This window comes from Cellulosimicrobium sp. G4 BAM 1002 (genome assembly GCF_057126935.1).
The window spans coordinates 857,656-873,498 of the sequence record NZ_CP182109.1 but is presented as its reverse complement, the minus strand read 5'-3'; the positions used below and the strand labels follow the sequence as shown (position 1 = coordinate 873,498).

General features: G+C 74.2%; 13 protein-coding genes. 7 read left to right on the top strand and 6 right to left on the bottom strand.

Annotated elements, in window-relative coordinates; all coding sequences use genetic code 11:
• The first annotated feature begins 48 nt into the window (after window positions 1–48).
• Entirely contained in the window at window positions 49–750 is a 702-nt protein-coding gene (locus ACMXGY_RS04110) for a vitamin K epoxide reductase family protein (RefSeq protein WP_483775615.1), read from the top strand.
• Between the two features lie 9 nt (window positions 751–759).
• Here ACMXGY_RS04110 and ACMXGY_RS04105 read toward each other — a convergent pair whose 3' ends face one another.
• The 4 genes from ACMXGY_RS04105 to ACMXGY_RS04090 form a co-directional block, all read right to left on the bottom strand.
• Window positions 760–2,481 carry a DUF7059 domain-containing protein gene (locus ACMXGY_RS04105; RefSeq protein ID WP_483775614.1) on the bottom strand — a complete coding sequence of 574 codons (1,722 nt, stop codon included), beginning with the start codon at window positions 2,479–2,481 and terminating at the stop codon, window positions 760–762.
• Window positions 2,482–2,585: 104 nt separating this feature from the next.
• Window positions 2,586–3,113, bottom strand: a complete 528-nt coding sequence (locus tag ACMXGY_RS04100) for a hypothetical protein (protein WP_483775613.1) — start codon at window positions 3,111–3,113, stop codon at window positions 2,586–2,588.
• A gap of 108 nt (window positions 3,114–3,221) precedes the next feature.
• Entirely contained in the window at window positions 3,222–3,806 is a 585-nt protein-coding gene (locus tag ACMXGY_RS04095; protein WP_483775612.1) for a hypothetical protein, read from the bottom strand.
• 80 nt (window positions 3,807–3,886) lie between these two features.
• On the bottom strand, window positions 3,887–4,558 hold the full coding sequence (locus ACMXGY_RS04090) for a DUF981 domain-containing protein (protein WP_483775611.1): 672 nt from the start codon (window positions 4,556–4,558) through the stop codon (window positions 3,887–3,889).
• A 749-nt stretch (window positions 4,559–5,307) separates the two neighbouring features.
• On the opposite strand from ACMXGY_RS04090, the gene ACMXGY_RS04085 reads away from it, so the two are divergent.
• Window positions 5,308–5,967 (top strand): TetR/AcrR family transcriptional regulator, encoded by a 660-nt coding sequence (locus ACMXGY_RS04085; RefSeq protein WP_483775610.1) that lies wholly within the window; start codon window positions 5,308–5,310, stop codon window positions 5,965–5,967.
• Window positions 5,968–6,096: 129 nt separating this feature from the next.
• Window positions 6,097–8,343 carry an exo-beta-d-1,3/1,6-glucosidase gene (locus ACMXGY_RS04080; RefSeq protein WP_483775609.1) on the top strand — a complete coding sequence of 749 codons (2,247 nt, stop codon included), beginning with the start codon at window positions 6,097–6,099 and terminating at the stop codon, window positions 8,341–8,343.
• 73 nt (window positions 8,344–8,416) lie between these two features.
• On the opposite strand, the gene ACMXGY_RS04075 is transcribed toward ACMXGY_RS04080, so the two are convergent.
• The gene (locus ACMXGY_RS04075) at window positions 8,417–10,732 is read right to left on the bottom strand and encodes a sodium-translocating pyrophosphatase (protein ID WP_483775608.1); all 2,316 of its coding nucleotides are present in this window, start codon (window positions 10,730–10,732) and stop codon (window positions 8,417–8,419) included.
• 267 nt (window positions 10,733–10,999) lie between these two features.
• Here ACMXGY_RS04075 and ACMXGY_RS04070 point away from each other — a divergent pair, with 267 nt between their 5' ends.
• The 4 genes from ACMXGY_RS04070 to ACMXGY_RS04055 all read left to right on the top strand — a co-directional run bounded on the left by ACMXGY_RS04070 (window position 11,000) and on the right by ACMXGY_RS04055 (window position 15,048).
• Window positions 11,000–11,617 (top strand): sigma-70 family RNA polymerase sigma factor, encoded by a 618-nt coding sequence (locus ACMXGY_RS04070; RefSeq protein ID WP_483775607.1) that lies wholly within the window; start codon window positions 11,000–11,002, stop codon window positions 11,615–11,617.
• Window positions 11,614–13,047, top strand: a complete 1,434-nt coding sequence (locus ACMXGY_RS04065; protein ID WP_483775606.1) for a hypothetical protein — start codon at window positions 11,614–11,616, stop codon at window positions 13,045–13,047. Before ACMXGY_RS04070 ends, ACMXGY_RS04065 begins: the two co-directional genes overlap by 4 nt.
• A gap of 157 nt (window positions 13,048–13,204) precedes the next feature.
• A complete protein-coding gene (locus ACMXGY_RS04060; protein WP_483775605.1) occupies window positions 13,205–13,804 on the top strand; it encodes an RNA polymerase sigma factor in 600 nt (199 codons plus the stop codon).
• Complete coding sequence (locus ACMXGY_RS04055; RefSeq protein WP_483775604.1) at window positions 13,801–15,048, top strand: hypothetical protein; 1,248 nt, start codon at window positions 13,801–13,803, stop codon at window positions 15,046–15,048. Before ACMXGY_RS04060 ends, ACMXGY_RS04055 begins: the two co-directional genes overlap by 4 nt.
• On the opposite strand, the gene ACMXGY_RS04050 is transcribed toward ACMXGY_RS04055, so the two are convergent.
• Window positions 15,032–15,841: an alpha/beta fold hydrolase gene (locus ACMXGY_RS04050; protein WP_483775603.1), complete on the bottom strand. Its 810-nt coding sequence runs from the start codon at window positions 15,839–15,841 to the stop codon at window positions 15,032–15,034. The two genes, ACMXGY_RS04055 and ACMXGY_RS04050, sit on opposite strands and share 17 nt — an antisense overlap.
• Window positions 15,842–15,843 lie beyond the last annotated feature (2 nt).

Genomic DNA, 15,843 nt, shown 5'->3' with positions numbered 1-15,843 from the left:
CGGAAGGTCAAGAGCCGGCGGGGCCCCCCGCGGACCCGAGGACCGCCCGTGACCGACACGACCACCGCCCCGGCCGACGGCGCCCGCGCGGGCGACCGTCCGCCGTCGGGCACGGACCGCGCCGCAGCCCCGTACGACCCGTTCGAGCGACCCACCGGGTGGGCGCACTCGCGCGGGTTCCTGTTCGGCGAGATGCTCGTGTTCGCCCTGCTCAGCCTGACGGCCGCGTTCGTGCTGTCCTACGACGCCGTCGTCCTCGCCGCGAACCCGACGGCCGCGCTGTCGTGCGACGTCAACACCGTCATCTCGTGCGGGACCGTGGCGCAGTCGTGGCAGGCGCAGGTCTTCGGCTTCCCCAACGCGTTCCTCGGTCTGGTCGCCGAGCCCGTGGTCATCACGACGGCGGTCGCCGCGCTCGGCGGGACCCGCTTCCCCCGCTGGTTCCTCTTCTCCGCGCAGTGCGTGTACCTGCTGGGCGTCGTGTTCGCCTACTGGCTGTTCTTCCAGTCGATGTTCGTCATCGGCGCGCTGTGCCCGTGGTGCCTGCTGATCACGGTCTCCACGACGCTCGTCTTCGTCTCGCTCCTGCACTGGAACGTGCTCGAGGACAACCTCTACCTGCCCCGGCGCGCCCAGGCCCGCCTGCTCGGTCTCGTGCGCTCGGGCGCCTACGGGTACCTCGTGGCGACGTGGCTCGTCGGCGTCGCGGTCCTCGTCGTGCTGAAGTACGGCGCGCAGCTCTTCGCCTGACGCCGCGGCTCAGTCGGCGGGCGTGAGGAAGCCGTCGCGCACGAGGCCGCGGACGGCGGGCAGCAGCTCGTGCGCGAGGTCCTCGGCCGGCACCTCGAACAGCGCGGCGATGGCGCCCACGAGCTGCCCGACCGTCAGCTCGCCGTCGCTCGCCCCCACGAGCGCCGCGAGCCCGGTCGACGCCTGGACCGCGCGCCCGAGGCCGTCGCCCTGGCGGAGCAGGACGACGGTCGGGTCGGGCGCGCCGGGTGTGTGGAACCGCTCCTCGGTCACGTCGGGCGCGACGGCGAGCCGCTCGTCCGCGAGCGCCGCGTCGTCGCGCGCGCCGAGCCAGTCGTGCGCCGCGAGCGACGCCGCGAGGTGGGCGCCCAGCGGCTGGCGCAGCGACCCGGTGTGCTCCTCGAGCCGGCGCAGCGTCGGGCGGGCGCCGTCGAGCGGCCGGCGCAGCGTGACGATCCCGAACCCGACGGCCTCGACGTCGCGCGTGGCGAAGTCGTCGAGCCAGGCGCCGTACGCCGCCTCCCACGCGGCGGGCTCGCGCTCCGGTGTCGTGCCGCCGTCCCGGATCCACGTCTCGGCGTACTCGGCCGGGTCCAGCACCTCGCGCTGGACCACCCAACCGTCGAGCCCCGCCGCGTCGAGCCACGCTCCGACGCGCTCCGCCCACGGCTCGCCCCGACGGTGCTCCCAGTTGCCCAGGAGCTGCGCGACGCCGCCGGGGGCGAGCACGGCCCCGACGCCGGTGACCAGGTCGCGCACGACGTCGTCGCCCGCGCGACCGCCGTCGCGGTACTCGTACTCGGGCAGGGCGTCGGCGCGGCGCGATCTGCCCCGCCCGCCCGCGCGCGGCGTGATGACGAACGGCGGGTTCGACACGACGAGGTCGAAGAGCTCACCTGCGACCGGGTCGAGCATCGAGCCCTCGCGCAGCTCGATCGCCGTCCCGGGCGGTGCGGCGTCGGCGTCGCCGGACGCGACGTTCACCGCGGCGTTGAACGCGGCGAAGCCCAGCGCGCGGCGGGAGATGTCCGTCGCGACGACGGACCGCGCGTGCCGTGCGGCGTGCAGCGCCTGGATGCCGCACCCGGTGCCCACGTCGAGCACGCGGTCGACGGGGTCGCGCACCGTCACCTGCGCGAGCGTGAGCGACGCGCCGCCCGCGCCCAGCACGTGGTCCCCCGCGAGCGGTCGACCCGTCGCGAGCTCGCCGAGGTCGGACGAGAGCCACCAGGTCACGGGCCCGGCGGCGTCGGCGGTCGCGTAGGGGCGCAGGTCGACCAGCGCGCGCACCGCGTCGTCGGCGCCCCGCCCGGCCGCCTCGACGAGCCCGAGCCGCGCGGCGCCTTCGGTCCCCGTGCGTCCGAGCGCGGAGTCGACGTCGCGGCGTAGCACGTCGTCGCCCAGCAGGAACAGTGCGGCGAGCGTCCCGGCGGGGTCCGACGACGGCGTGCCGACCGGGCTGTCGTCGCGTCGCGGTTCCGGCCCGGCGAGCGCCCGGCGCGCGGGCACGGCCTGCTCACGGTGCAGCGCGGCGGACGCGACCGGGCCGAGCACGTGCTCGACGCCGTCGACGGTGAACCGCGACGCCTCGAGGTCCGCGCGCAGCGCGGCCGCAGCTGCGGTCAGCGTGAGCGGGTCGAGCCCTGCACCCGGCGGTGCGGGGCTCGCGCCCGGCTCGGGCGCGCCGACGGAGGACGGGCGGACCACGGCGGACGGATCGGAGGCAGGCATGGGTCCATCCTGGCCGATCCTGCGCGCCGGCGAGCCGCCCGGACGCGCCGGACCCCGGCTCACGCGCAGGCGAGCCGGGGTCCGGGGAAACGTCTGGGGGCAGGTCAGCAGTTCTGCGTGCCGTAGGTGGCGACGTTCTGCGCCGACGTCTGGAACGACTCGTCGGTCAGGATGCTCGTCATCGCGGACATGTCGGCGCTCGCCGGGTCGTCGACCGCCGTCGACAGCGTGTCGGTGATCGTGCGGAACGCACCCGCGACGGTGTCCCAGTCGGCGCTGATCTCGGCCGGGGCCTCGGCGGCCTCGAGCGACGCGGTGAAGGTCTCGAACTGCGCGACCGCCGCGGCGGGGTCGCTCGTGTCGATCTCGCCGAGGGTGCTCTGGGCGTCGATCATGGTCTGGTAGGCCGTGCAGAAGTCGCCGGACGCCTCCGCGGGCTCCTCCTCCGTCGTCTCCTCCTCGGCCGGGGTGGTCTCCTCCTCGGCCGGCGTCGACTCCTCGGCGGAGGCGGTCGTCTCGGAGTCGGTGCTCGCGTCGTCGCCCGAGCCGCCGCACGCGGCGAGCCCGAGGACGAGGAGGGCGCTCGTCGCGAGGGCGGTCGTGGTCTTCGTGATCGTGAGTCGGTTGCGCATGGCGACCATGGTTTCCTACGAAACGACGTCGCGCGCCCCCAGACACGCGATCTGGGTACTGCTCCCCATGTGTCGCACGCCACCGGGTGAGAAACCTTGACGCAGCGGTCAGGACGTGCAGCCGGCGCGGAAGAACTCGGTCACGCGCTGCGACGCCTGCATCAGCGCGGCCGTGTCGATCTGACGGCCGACCCGGTCGATCGCCCGCGAGAGCTCGCCGGTGTCGTCCGCGCCGACCACCTCGACCTCGTCCGCGATCATGGTCAGGTAGGTCGTCACGACGGCCCAGTCCCGGGCGACGGCCTGTGGCGGGGTCGCCCCCGCCAGCGTGTCGCGCGCCGTCGTGAAACCGGCGACGAGGGCCTCGGGGTGCTCGACGCTGAGGTTGACCTGAGCCTTCGCAGCCGCGCCCCACGCGACCTCGGCCTCCCGGCAGACCGGGTCGACGCCGGTCCCGGCGGCGGGGTCCGCCGTCGCGCCCTCGTCCTCGCCCCCGGGCTCGGCCGTCGCACCGGCGTCGGGGGTGGCCCCAGGGGTGCCGCCTGACGCGGCGGGCGGCGAGTGCACGGCGGCAGGGGCAGCGTCAGGCAAGGACACGACGTCGAACGCCCCGCTCACGACGACCGCGAGGCAGAGCCCGCCGACGACGGCGAGAACCGCGGCGTGGGCCACGGCGCGCACCGGAGATTGCATGGCCCCATGATGACGCCTCGCGCGCACGAGGCGAACCCCTCGGTCGGCCACAGCCGCACGGTTCGCCCGGCTCCGGCTCGTCAGCCCATCGTGTTGACGATCAGCCCGATGTGGGTGAAGAAGTTCATGGCGCCGAACAGCAGGAAAGCCACGCCGGACAGGCCCCACGCCCAGCCGATGATCGTACGGACGAGCCGGCGTCCCGAGCGCACGGCGAACGGGAAGAGGATCGCCCCGAGGCCCACGAGCGCGATGAGACCCGACATGAAGATCGCCTCGACGAGCGGGTAGGCGGCGAACGCGCCCGAGATGGGCTCCTCGGGCGGCGCGGCGAAGAGCTGGTAGGTCACGCCCGCGACTGCGATGGCGACGAGACCGAGGCCCATGCCGAGCACGAACACCGAGACCGGCCGCGCCACGGCCTGCAGGTGCTCGGTAGCGTCCGTGCGCTCGAGGGCGGCGCGCCCGCGGGTCCACAGGTAGAACGCAGCCGCGAGCAGCAGCACGCCGAACGCGAGGCTGGTCTCGCCGAAGATGATGTTGTCGAACGGGAAGCCGCCCCCGGCGAGCGGCCACGTGAGCGTCATGTGCAGCCCGGTCGCCGTGAGGATCGCGCCGAGCACGCCGAACGCCAGGGACCAGCCCTCGACGACGACCTTCCCCGGCGACCGCAGCAGCTCACGGCCCAGCATGACGATCAGGATCAGCCCGGCACCCACGGCGACGGACATCACGGTGTTGTACGTGGGCATCTGCGCCCAGTCGATGACGAGCCCTTCGGCGGCGACTATCCTTGTCCACTCCTCGTTCGTTCCACGGGCCGCGCTCGCGACCCGAGGACAATAACCATACGCGCGTATAGGTTGTTCCTCGCGCCCGGCACCGCCGAGGTAGAACCGCAGTCGGGCGAGGTAGAACCGCAGTCGGGCGAGGTAGAACCGCAGTCGGGCGAAGTAGAACCGTGGTCGCGCCCGACGCCGGCGGGTCGCCCGCCCGGCCGGGTCGCCCGAGGGTGGTCGGGCCGCCTAACGGCGTCAGATCGCTCGCAGGTGTCCGGCCCTTCCGGCCAAGCGATCTCTGCGGGTCGACCAGGCGCCCAGGACGCGCCACGACCCACCTGCTCAACGCCGCGGCGCCGCGGCGCCACGCCCCGCGGCGCGGCGCGCGCAAGCCCGACACCGCGGGCAGTGCCCGGGGTGAGCCACGGCCAGGGTGAGACGACGTCGGGCGGGGTGGGTGGTGGTGCCGCGTCGTGGACGGGCCTGGCGGGAGCGCCGCGAGGAACGAGCGGCGCGGATGATAGACGCGGCACCACCACCCACCCCGACCACCCGAGCCGGCCACGCGCCGTCGGGCACGACCACGGTTCTACCTCGCGCGACCACGGTTCTACCTCGCCCGACCACGGTTCTACCTCGGCAGACCGCGCTTCTCCCTCGTGCGACCACGGTTCTACCTCGTGACGTCCTGTCGGGCGGCGGGGCCCTCATACGATGGCCGCGTGGACGAGGGAGCAGGGACCGACGGCCGGACCGCGCGGCACGGCGCGGCGAGCATCGGTGCCGGGGCGACGCACGGGGCCCGCGCCACGGTCCAGGGACGCAGCGCGCAGCGTCAGCGCGCGATGGTCCAGGCGGCTGCGCACCTGCTCATCGAGCAGGGCTTCGGCGCCGTCACCCACCGCCAGGTCGCACGTGCGGCCGGTGTGCCGCAGGGGTCGGCGTCGTACTACTTCCCGACGAGCGCGTCGCTCGTCTCCACGGCGGTCGAGGCCGCGGAGGACGTGCGTGCGACCGCGGCGCAGGAGCGCGCGGACGCGCTGCCCAGCGAGCCTCGCTCGAGCGCGGCGACGGCGCGCGAGCTCATCGAGACGCTGTACGCCCCCCACGTGGACGACACGGTGGTGGACGTGCGCCTCGACCCGATGCTCACGGCGATGCGCGACCCGGCGCTGCGGCCGATCATGCGCGCGTCGCGCCCGCGCCTGCTCGAGGCCGCGCGCACCGTGCTGGAGGCGTCGGGCCACGCGCACGTGTCGGACGTCGACCTCGTGGCGCACGTCGTCGACGCGGCGCTCCTGTCTGCTGCCGCGGCGGAGGACGGACACGTGCTGGACCACGCGACGGAGACCGTCGCGCGCTTCCTCGACCACTGGCGCTGAGGATTCAAACTTACTTACCGGTTATTCAGTTTTGCCGGTAGAGTGACGGCGCCCGGGCCCGAGCGCGTCGGTGGTGACCGTCTGGCGCGCACGCCCCGAACCCTCGCCGTCGCCGTGGAAGGACCGTCTGTGAGCACCCTCCCCTACCTCGACCCCGCCCTTCCTGTGGCCGACCGCGTCGAGGACCTCCTCGGCCGCATGACGCTCCCGGAGAAGGTCGGGCAGATGCTGCAGCTCGACGCGCGCGACGGCGTCGGCCCGGCGATCGAGGAGCGGCACGCCGGGTCGCTGCTGCACACGTCCCCCGAGAACGTGCTCGAGGCGCACACGCTCGTCGAGCGCACCCGGCTGCGCATCCCGCTGCTGGTCGCCGAGGACTGCATCCACGGGCACTCGTTCTGGGTGGGCTCGACGATCTTCCCGACCCAGCTCGGCATGGCCGCGACGTGGGACCCCGAGCTCGTGGAGCGCGTCGCGCGCGCGACCGCCGTCGAGGTCGCCGCGACCGGCATCCACTGGACCTTCTCCCCGGTGCTGTGCATCGCCCGCGACCTGCGCTGGGGGCGCGTCGACGAGACGTTCGGCGAGGACCCCTACCTCATCGGCGAGCTCGCGTCCGCGATGGTGCGCGGCTACCAGGGCGACGGCCTCCACGACACGACCGGCGTGCTCGCGACCGCGAAGCACTTCGCCGGGTACTCGGAGACGCAGGGCGGGCGCGACGCGAGCGAGGCCGACATCTCGCAGCGCAAGCTGCGGTCGTGGTTCCTGCCGCCGTTCGAGCGGGTCGCGCGCGAGGGCTGTGCGACGTTCATGCTCGGCTACCAGTCCATGGACGGCGTGCCGGTCACGGTCAACGGCTGGCTGCTCGACGACGTCCTGCGCGGCGAGTGGGGCTACACCGGCACGCTCGTCACGGACTGGGACAACGTCGGGCGGATGGTCTGGGAGCAGCACATCCAGCCCGACTACGTGCACGCGTCGGCCGCCGCCGTGCGCGCGGGCAACGACATGATCATGACGACGCCGCGCTTCTACGACGGAGCGCTCGAGGCGGTCGCTCGCGGTCTCGTCGACGAGTCGGCGATCGACGCCGCGGTGCGCCGCATCCTCACGCTGAAGTTCCGGCTCGGCCTCTTCGAGGACCCGCGCCGCCCCGACGTCGCGCGCCAGGAGGCCGTCATCGCCTCCGCCGAGCACGCGGCCGTCAACCTCGAGGTGGCGCGCCGTTCGCTCGTGCTCCTCGCCAACGACGGCACCCTCCCGCTCACGGTCGACGGACGCGCCCGGAGGATCGCCGTCGTCGGGCCCAACGCGGACGACGACCACACGCAGCTCGGCGACTGGGCCGGCGCGTCGGGCCAGGCCGACTGGCTGCCCGACGGCCACCCGCGCGAGATGACGACGACGGTGCTCGACGGCTTCCGCGCCCTCGTGCCCGAGGGCTGGACCGTGACGCACGCGCGCGGCGCCGACATCCTCACGCTCGAGCCCGACCCCGAGGGCGAGCTGTTCCCCGACGGGCAGCCGCGCCCCCAGGTCGTGGTCCCGGCCGCGCCCGACGACGCGTTGATCGCCGAGGCCGTCGCCGCGGCGCGCGACGCGGACCTGGCAGTCGCCGTCGTCGGCGACCGCATCGAGCTCGTGGGCGAGGGGAGGTCGACCGCGACGCTCGAGCTCGTCGGGGGCCAGGTCGCGCTGCTCGACGCGCTCGTGGCGACCGGCACGCCGGTCGTCGTGGTCGTGGTCGCGTCCAAGCCGCTCGTGCTGCCGCCCTCGGCGCACGACGCCGCGGCGATCGTCTGGGCTGCCAACCCGGGCATGTGCGGCGGGCAGGCCGTCGCCGAGCTCGTGCTCGGGCGGATCGAGCCCGAGGGGCGCCTGCCGATCTCGTTCGCGCGCCACGCGGGCCAGCAGCCGACGCACTACAACACCGTCCGCGGCCAGCACGGCGACCGCTACGCCGACCTCACGCAGCGGCCGGCGTTCGCGTTCGGCGAGGGCCTGAGCTACACGACGGTCGAGTACGCCGACCTGCGCGTCCTCGGGTCCGTGCACGGGCTCGACGACGTCGTGCGCGCCCAGGTGACGCTGACCAACACCGGGACGCGTCCCATGCGCGAGACCGTGCAGGTCTACGTGAGCGACACGGTCACGTCCGTCACGTGGGCGGAGAAGGAGCTCAAGGCGTACCGCAAGGTCACGCTAGCCCCCGGGGAGTCGGCGACCGTCGACCTCGCCGTGCCCGTCACCGACTGCACGCTCGTCGACGCCCAGGGTCGCCGTGTCGTCGAGCCGGGAGACTTCGAGCTCCTCGTCGGGCCGTCGTCGCGAGACGAGGTGCTCCTGCGCGCCCCGTTCGCCGTCAAGGGCTGACCCGGCGGTCGGCCGAGACGGACGAGGGTGCCCGGGGCGGACCCGGGCACCCTCGCCTCGCGCGTCGTCGCGGTCAGGCCTTCGTGACGACCCGCTGGGGCTCGACGTCGGCCTCCTCGCGGTCCACGCGCGCGGCGCGCAGCCGCGACATGATGACCGCGCCGAACGCGATCGCCGCCGCGACGACCGCGATGCCGATACGCAGGCCGTGGTTGGCGTCCGCGGGGACGCTCAGGAGGACGACCGCGGGGGCGATGAGCACCGACACGAGGTTCATGACCTTGATGAGCGGGTTGATCGCGGGGCCCGCGGTGTCCTTGAAGGGGTCGCCGACCGTGTCACCGATGACCGTCGCCGCGTGCGCCTCGGAGCCCTTGCCACCGTAGGCCCCGTCCTCGACGATCTTCTTCGCGTTGTCCCACGCCCCGCCGGAGTTGGCGAGGAAGACCGCCATGAGCACGCCCGCGCCGATGGCACCCGCGAGGAACCCCGCCAGCGGCCCCACCCCGAGGCCGAACCCGACCGCGATGGGGGCGAAGGCGGCGAGGAGGCCGGGTGTGGCGAGCTCGCGCAGGGAGTCGCGCGTGCAGATGTCCACGACCTTCCCGTACTCCGGACGCTCCTGGTACGTCATGATCCCGGGGTGCTCGCGGAACTGGCGGCGCACCTCGAACACGATCGCCCCGGCCGCGCGCGTCACCGCGTCGATCGCGAGACCAGAGAAGAGGAACACCGTCGCGGCGCCGAGGATCACGCCGACGAGCGTGACGGGCGAGATGATCGAGTACTCGAGCATCGAGGTGACGAGCCCGCCGCCGATCTCCTGGACGTCGGCCATCGCGTGGCTGACGGCGTCGGCGTACGACCCGAAGAGCGCCGTCGCGGCGAGCACCGCGGTGGTGATCGCGATGCCCTTGGTGATGGCCTTGGTCGTGTTCCCGACCGCGTCGAGGTCGGTGAGGATCTGCGCGGCCTCCGGGTCGCCGTCGCCGGCCTCGCCGACCGACATCTCGTAGATGCCCTGCGCGTTGTCCGAGACAGGGCCGAACGTGTCCATCGCGACGATGACGCCGACCGTGGTGAGCAGGCCGCAGCCCGCGAGCGCCACGAGGAACAGCGCGAGCCACACCGAGCCGCCGGCCAGGAGGAACAGGCCGCAGATCGCCGCGGCGATCACGCCGGCGGTGTAGACCGCGGACTCGAAGCCGACGCCGATGCCGGAGAGCACGACGGTCGCCGCGCCGGTGCGCGAGGTGGCGGCCACGTGGAGGGTGGGCTTCGACGTCGTGCCGGTGAAGTAGCCCGTGATCCACAGGATGATGCCGGCGAGGACGATGCCGATGACGACGGCGAGGCTCGCGACGACGCGCGGGTCCGCCGCGATACCGGACAGCTCGCCGAGGTCTGCCGTCCCGCCGAGCGCGGAGAACGACGACGGCAGGTAGACGAACGCGGCGACGGCCGCGAGCACCGCGCCGATGAGCGCCGAGACGTAGAACCCGCGGTAGATGGCCTTGAGCCCGTTCTCCTGGCCGCGCACGCGGGTGATGAAGACGCCGAGCACGGCGACGAGCGCGCCGAGCGCGGTGACGATCAGCGGGAACACGAGCCCCTGCTCGCCCATCGCGGCCTTGCCGAGGATCAGCGCCGCGACGAGCATCACGGCGTAGGACTCGAAGAGGTCCGCGGCCATGCCCGCGCAGTCGCCGACGTTGTCGCCCACGTTGTCCGCGATCGTCGCGGCGTTGCGGGGGTCGTCCTCGGGGATGCCCTGCTCGACCTTGCCGACGAGGTCCGCCCCGACGTCCGCCGCCTTGGTGAAGATGCCGCCGCCGACGCGCATGAACATCGCGAGCAGCGCCGCCCCGAAGCCGAACCCCTCGAGGACGGCCGGCGCGTCGCCCTTGTAGAGCAGCACGACGCCCGCGGCGCCGAGCAGGCCCAGGCCGACGACCGACATGCCGACGACACCGCCCGTACGGAACGCGATCCGCGCGCCCTCCGTGCGTCCGCCCGGCCGCGTCGCCGCCGAGGCGACGCGCACGTTGGCGCGCACGGCGAGCCACATGCCCAGGTAGCCGATCGCCGCCGAGAACCCTGCGCCGACGAGGAAGGCGACCGAGCGACCGATGCGGATCCCGCCGTCGCCGGGCAGGAGGAACAGCAGGCCGAACACGATCACCGCGAACAGCGCGAGCGTGCGGAACTGGCGGTTCAGGTAGGCGCTGGCGCCCTCCTGGACCGCCAGCGCGATGTCCTGCATCTTGGTCGTGCCTTCGTCCGCGGTGAGGACCTGTCTGCGCAGGACGAACGCGAAGGCCAGCGCGACGAGGCCGATCACCGCGATCACGGCGACGATGGTGAGACTTTCGGAACCGAGCGTGAGCATCCGTCCTCCTTGACGACTGCGACGACCATCGCACCAGGCCCCTGCCGGTGCGATGGGGAGGAGTCTACGCACGTGTGGCGTGCGTCACGACCCTTCGTGCACCACGTCACAAGCACGACCTCCACGGCCGACGCGTCCGCCGCGGCGTCGGCACCGGCGTCGGGTACCGAGGGTGAGATCCCCCGGATCGTGGATCGCCCCCAACCGGATGCTCGACCCGGTCGTTGAGAGGGGTGACAGTGGTTCCAGGAACGGGAGGCGATCGCGATGGCGCGATGGGAAGACGTGCTGGACGAGATCGTCCGCACGCGGCGTCGTGCCCTCGTGGGCTACGCCTACCTGCTCACAGGGGACGTCACGGAGGCCGAGGACCTCGTGCAGGACGCCCTCTTCCGCACGTTCCGGCGCGGGCGCGCCGCGACCGACTTCACCCTCGCCGAGAGCTACGTCCGACGGGCGATCCTCACCGGATTCCTCGACGGGACCCGGCGACGGCGACGGTGGGACGGGGTCCGGCACCTGCTCGCCCCACCCGACCCCACCGGTCGCACGGACCCGGTCGAGGCGCGGCTCGACGTCGTCGAGGCGCTCGACGTCCTCTCGCCGCGCGAGCGGGCGTGCGTCGTCCTGCGCTACTACTCCGACCTCACGGTCCGCGAGGTCGCGGACCGGCTCTCGCTGAGCGAGGGCACCGTCAAGCGGTACCTGAGCGACGCGAACAGCAGGCTCGCCGCACGGCTCGGCCCGGTCCGGAGCGCCGACGACGACCTGGCCGTCACGCCGGTCACCCCGACCACGGGTCGCCCGGCCGCACCAGCCCCGCCCGTCCCGCCGTCAGGGCCCTTCCCGGGCCCGACCACCATCGTCCAGCGAGGTGCGCGATGAACCGCCCCACGAACCCCGGACCGCTCGACCTCGACGACGCCCTCCGGGCCGTCGCCGAGCAGGTCACCCCCGTGCGGGACGACGCCGCCGCGGCCGATCGGCTGCGGGCCGGCGTGCGCCACGCCCGACGGCGCCGCGCGGCGCTCGCGGGTGTCGCCGCCGTGCTCGCCGTCGGCGCGGTCGGGGTCGGCGCGAACGCGGTGCTCGTCGACGACCCCCGGCCCGTCCTGCCCGCACCCGCCCCGAGCCCGGAGCCGACGCCGAACCCCATCCCGACGCATCGCGCCGCCTTCCCCGTGCCGGTCACGACCGACGCGCTCCTCTGCCAGGCGCCCGCGCCCACCCCGACCGGGACCGACCTCCTCGCCACCGCGGCGATCGTCGACGCCGACGTCTCCGTGGCGTCGCAGAGCCTCGTGAACGTCGCGGCCCGCGTGACCGTCGACGACGGCGCCCGGGTGAGCGTCCTCGACCCGACAGCGCTCCCGGGGTACGTCGTCGTGCAGGACGGGGTCGTCGTCTCGTCCGCGACGTCCCGGCTCCGCGACGGCGTCGGCGCGGTCGACCTCGCCGACGGCCAGGTGGTCGACCTCGCCGTGCCGGTGGACTCGTTCGCCGGGTGCGACCCGGACGGCGTCACGTCGCACTCGCCGTCGCTCCAGCCGGGCGACTACGAGCTCGTGGTCGTCGTCCCGTGGGTCGTGTCGTCGTACGCGCTCGACCGCGACGGCGCCTGGGGCGCGCCGGTCACCGCCCCGGACGCGGGTGCTCCGCTGTTCGACGGGTGGCTCGTGTCCGCTGCGGTCCCCTTCACGATCGCGCCGGACCCTGCCGCCGCGGAGCCCGACGGGCCCGAGGGGCCGGCGTCCGACCCCGTCCCGGGGGCGTTCCCCGGACTCACGACGACCTTCCCCGCCGCGCCGTCGTACGAGGACCTGCAGTGCGGCATGCCCGCCCCCGCGCCGACGGGCGACGAGCTCCTCGCCCGCCTCGAGGTCCCGGCGTCGGCGAGCGTCGCCTCGGGGGGCGAGACCACGCTGCCCGTCCGTCTCGCCGGCCTGACGACGGCACGCACCGAGACGGTGGACTTCCGGTGGCTCCGGGCGTACGTCGTCGCGCGAGACGGCGTGATCGTCAGCTCCACGATGCCTGCCACCGACTCCTACGACCACACGGTGCTCGAGCCCGGCTCGGCGCTCGGGCTCGACCACGTCGTCACGACGGCGGAGTCGTGCGAGTGGGGCACGTCGTCCGGCGCGCAGCTGCCGCCAGGCGAGTACACCGTGCAGGTGGTCCACCCGTGGATGCTGGCGTCGTACTCCCTCCAGCAGCAGGACGGGTCGTGGGGCGCGGAGAACGTGACGCCCGGCGGCGGAGGCGTCTACAGCGGCTGGCTCGTCTCCGCCCCGGTGACCCTGACGATCACCTGACAGAGTCGGCGAGACGTGAGAGGTGGCCCCTCGGCAACGGCCCGGAGGGGCCACTTCTCGCGTCTCGAGAGCGCACCGGGAGGGCGGCCCCAACGGTTCTCGTCCGGCGGACGTCATGATCTGTGGACGGACGGTCGACGGGTACGGAGGAGCGAGGGTGACGCACTGGGACGACGAGCTGAGCGACCTCGTCGCGCGGCGCGGCCGGGCGCTCACCGGGTACGCGTACCTGCTGTGCGGCGACGCGCAGCAGGCGGAGGACCTCGTGCAGGACGCTCTCGTCAAGGTGTTCTCCCGGCTGCGTCGACCGCCCGCGCGCACGGGTGCCGTCCGGACCGTGGACCTCGACGCCGCGGCGTCGGGCCGGGCCGAGATCGCGTCCACCGAGGGATATGTGCGCAGCGCGATCCTCACGCTGTACCTCGACGGCTACCGGCGACGACGCAGATGGACGGGTGTGCGACACCTCGTCGCGACGGACGACGCCGTGCGCGGCCCCGAGGCGGCGGCCACGGCCCGGGTCGACGTCGCCGCCGCCCTCGCCGCGCTGACCCCGCGCCAGCGTGCGTGCGTCGTCCTGCGGTACGTCGAGGACCTCACCGTCCCGCAGGTCGCGGCGGCCCTCGGCAGCGCCGAGGGCACGGTCAAGCGTCACCTGCACGATGCGATGGCGGCGATGCAGGTCGCGTTGCAGGCGACCGACGACCACACGACGACACGATCTGCACAACCACGAGGCGGGAGGCGAGCACGATGAGCACTCAGCACGCGCGCGACGACCGGGACCCGACGCCCGACGAGGGCGAGGCCCTCGCCCGGGCGCTGCACGCCCTGGCCGAGGACGTCCCCGGCCCCTCGTCCGGCGGCGTGGCGGGCGACCTCTCCGCGGGCCTGCCTCTCGTCCGGGCTCGGGTCCGGCGCCGACGGGCTCTGAAGAAGACGGCCCTGGGCGCCGCGACGCTCGGCGTCGCCGCCGTGCTCGCCGCGGGTGCGACGCGTCTTCCCGCATGGGACACGAGCGAGCCGCTCCCCGCGGATCCGCCGACGCAGGTCGCCGCCGAGTGCGGCACCACCGTCGACCTCGACCCGATGTCCGAGGTCTCGCCCCCCTTCGACCCTGCCTACATGGTCGTTCTGGAGGGGGACGCCCGCGTCCCCGCGGGGTCCCGCTGGGACGGCATGCTACGCGTGACGGGCGGCGCGGTCGGTCCCGGCCACACGGTGCGGCTCGACGACGTGGACCTCGTCGCCACGCGCGGGCTGGAGGTCGTCGGCGTACCCGACGAACCGGTCGTCCCGTCGCAGGAGTCCGCCGTGGTGAACGACTCCTCCGGTCCCCGGGTCGACGCGCTCTTCGTCTCGTGCGAGACCGGTGACCCGCTCGCACCGGGGACGTACGACGTGTACGCACGGGCGACGCTCCTTCCGGGTGCGGGCGAGGCTTCCTTCGCGGCAGGTCCCGTTCGTCTCGACGTAGGCGACGGTCCGACGACCCTCGACGTCCTCGAGTACCAGCCGCCCTGGCTCGACGGCACGCCCGTCTCCTGCGGGATGCGCGCCGACGACCTCGCGGCGCTCGGCGACCCCGGGCTGACGCTCACGTCGCGCGGGCTGAGCGCCGACGTCCCGGGCATGCTCGACACGTCGCTCACGAACACGGGTGCCGAGAGGTTCTCCGGGGTCGTCGCGAGCGCCGGTCCCGTGGCGTGGGTGCGCGACGACGTCGTCGTCGCGGTGGGGCCGAACGCCCTGGAGTCCCCGCTCCAGCTCGAGCTCGCCGCCGACCAGTCGATGAACCTCGACGCCCAGGCGGTTCCGACGGACTACTGCAGTCCCGACGGCGACGGCCGGTTCACGACCCCCGTCCCGCCGGGCGACTACGACCTCGTGCCCTACCAGGGGGTCCTCACGGAGTCCGGCGCGGACTACGCCGCGTGGGTCGTCGGCGAGGGTGTCGCGGTGACGCTCGACAGGGACGGCGCGATCACACCTCGCGACTGACGCTCCCCCAGCCGACGGCGGCGTCGTGGGCGAGGAGCGCGACGGCGTCGGGCCGCGTCATCGGGAAGAGGTGCGCCTCGCCGGCGAGCCCGACCCGCGGAATCCCGAGGCGTTCGGACAGCTCGCGCTGCTCGCGCAGGAACCGCGCGCTCGCGCGCAGCCCGGTGACGAGGACCGGGCGGGCAGCCGGCACGACGCGCCGCCCGGCGTCGAGCAGGCCGCGCACACGGGGCGCCTGCTCCCAGCTCCCGAACCACTCCCCGGCGAGCATCGGCCAGACGTCCCGGGTGCCGTAGCGGGCGCGGACGACGTCGGGAGGAAGGGTGTCGGGTCGACGCGCGACCCAGTGGACCGCGGCGCGGCGCAGCACCGGTCCGGTCGCCGCGAGCGCCCCCGCCAGTCGGCGGGCCGTCGTCGTGCCCGCCCGCGCGAGAGCACGGCCCGTGTGGAGCGCCGGCAGGTGCCGCTCCCACGGGCTGGTGGGGTCGAGGAGCACGAGGCGCCGCACCTCGCCAGGGTGGCGCAGGGCCCACTCGATCGCAGCGAGCCCGCCCACCGAGTGCACGACGACGCCGACCGGTCGGGAGCCGTCGAGCCCTAGCGCCGCCCGGATCGCGTCCACCGGCCCCGTGACCGAGGTGCGCCACGCGTCCAGGACGCGCACGTCGTCCGCCTCGCCGGCGGAGCGCAGCGCCCGGGCGAGCTGGGCGAAGTCCTCGGGAGCGAGCGCGAGGCCCGGCAGGACGACCCACACGACGGGGCGGGCGTCGGCAGGGGTGTCGCGAGGTGGCACGC

Excerpts from the sequence above, each read along its gene's own strand:
- ACMXGY_RS04065 (WP_483775606.1), top strand. The coding sequence starts at position 11,614 with ATGAACCGCCCCACGAACCCCGGACCGCTCGACCTCGACGACGCCCTC.
- ACMXGY_RS04100 (WP_483775613.1), bottom strand. The coding sequence starts at position 3,113 with ATGCGCAACCGACTCACGATCACGAAGACCACGACCGCCCTCGCGACG.
- ACMXGY_RS04070 (WP_483775607.1), top strand. The coding sequence starts at position 11,000 with ATGGCGCGATGGGAAGACGTGCTGGACGAGATCGTCCGCACGCGGCGT.
- ACMXGY_RS04095 (WP_483775612.1), bottom strand. The coding sequence starts at position 3,806 with ATGCAATCTCCGGTGCGCGCCGTGGCCCACGCCGCGGTTCTCGCCGTC.
- ACMXGY_RS04075 (WP_483775608.1), bottom strand. The coding sequence starts at position 10,732 with ATGCTCACGCTCGGTTCCGAAAGTCTCACCATCGTCGCCGTGATCGCG.
- ACMXGY_RS04090 (WP_483775611.1), bottom strand. The coding sequence starts at position 4,558 with ATGCCCACGTACAACACCGTGATGTCCGTCGCCGTGGGTGCCGGGCTG.
- ACMXGY_RS04055 (WP_483775604.1), top strand. The coding sequence starts at position 13,801 with ATGAGCACTCAGCACGCGCGCGACGACCGGGACCCGACGCCCGACGAG.
- ACMXGY_RS04105 (WP_483775614.1), bottom strand. The coding sequence starts at position 2,481 with ATGCCTGCCTCCGATCCGTCCGCCGTGGTCCGCCCGTCCTCCGTCGGC.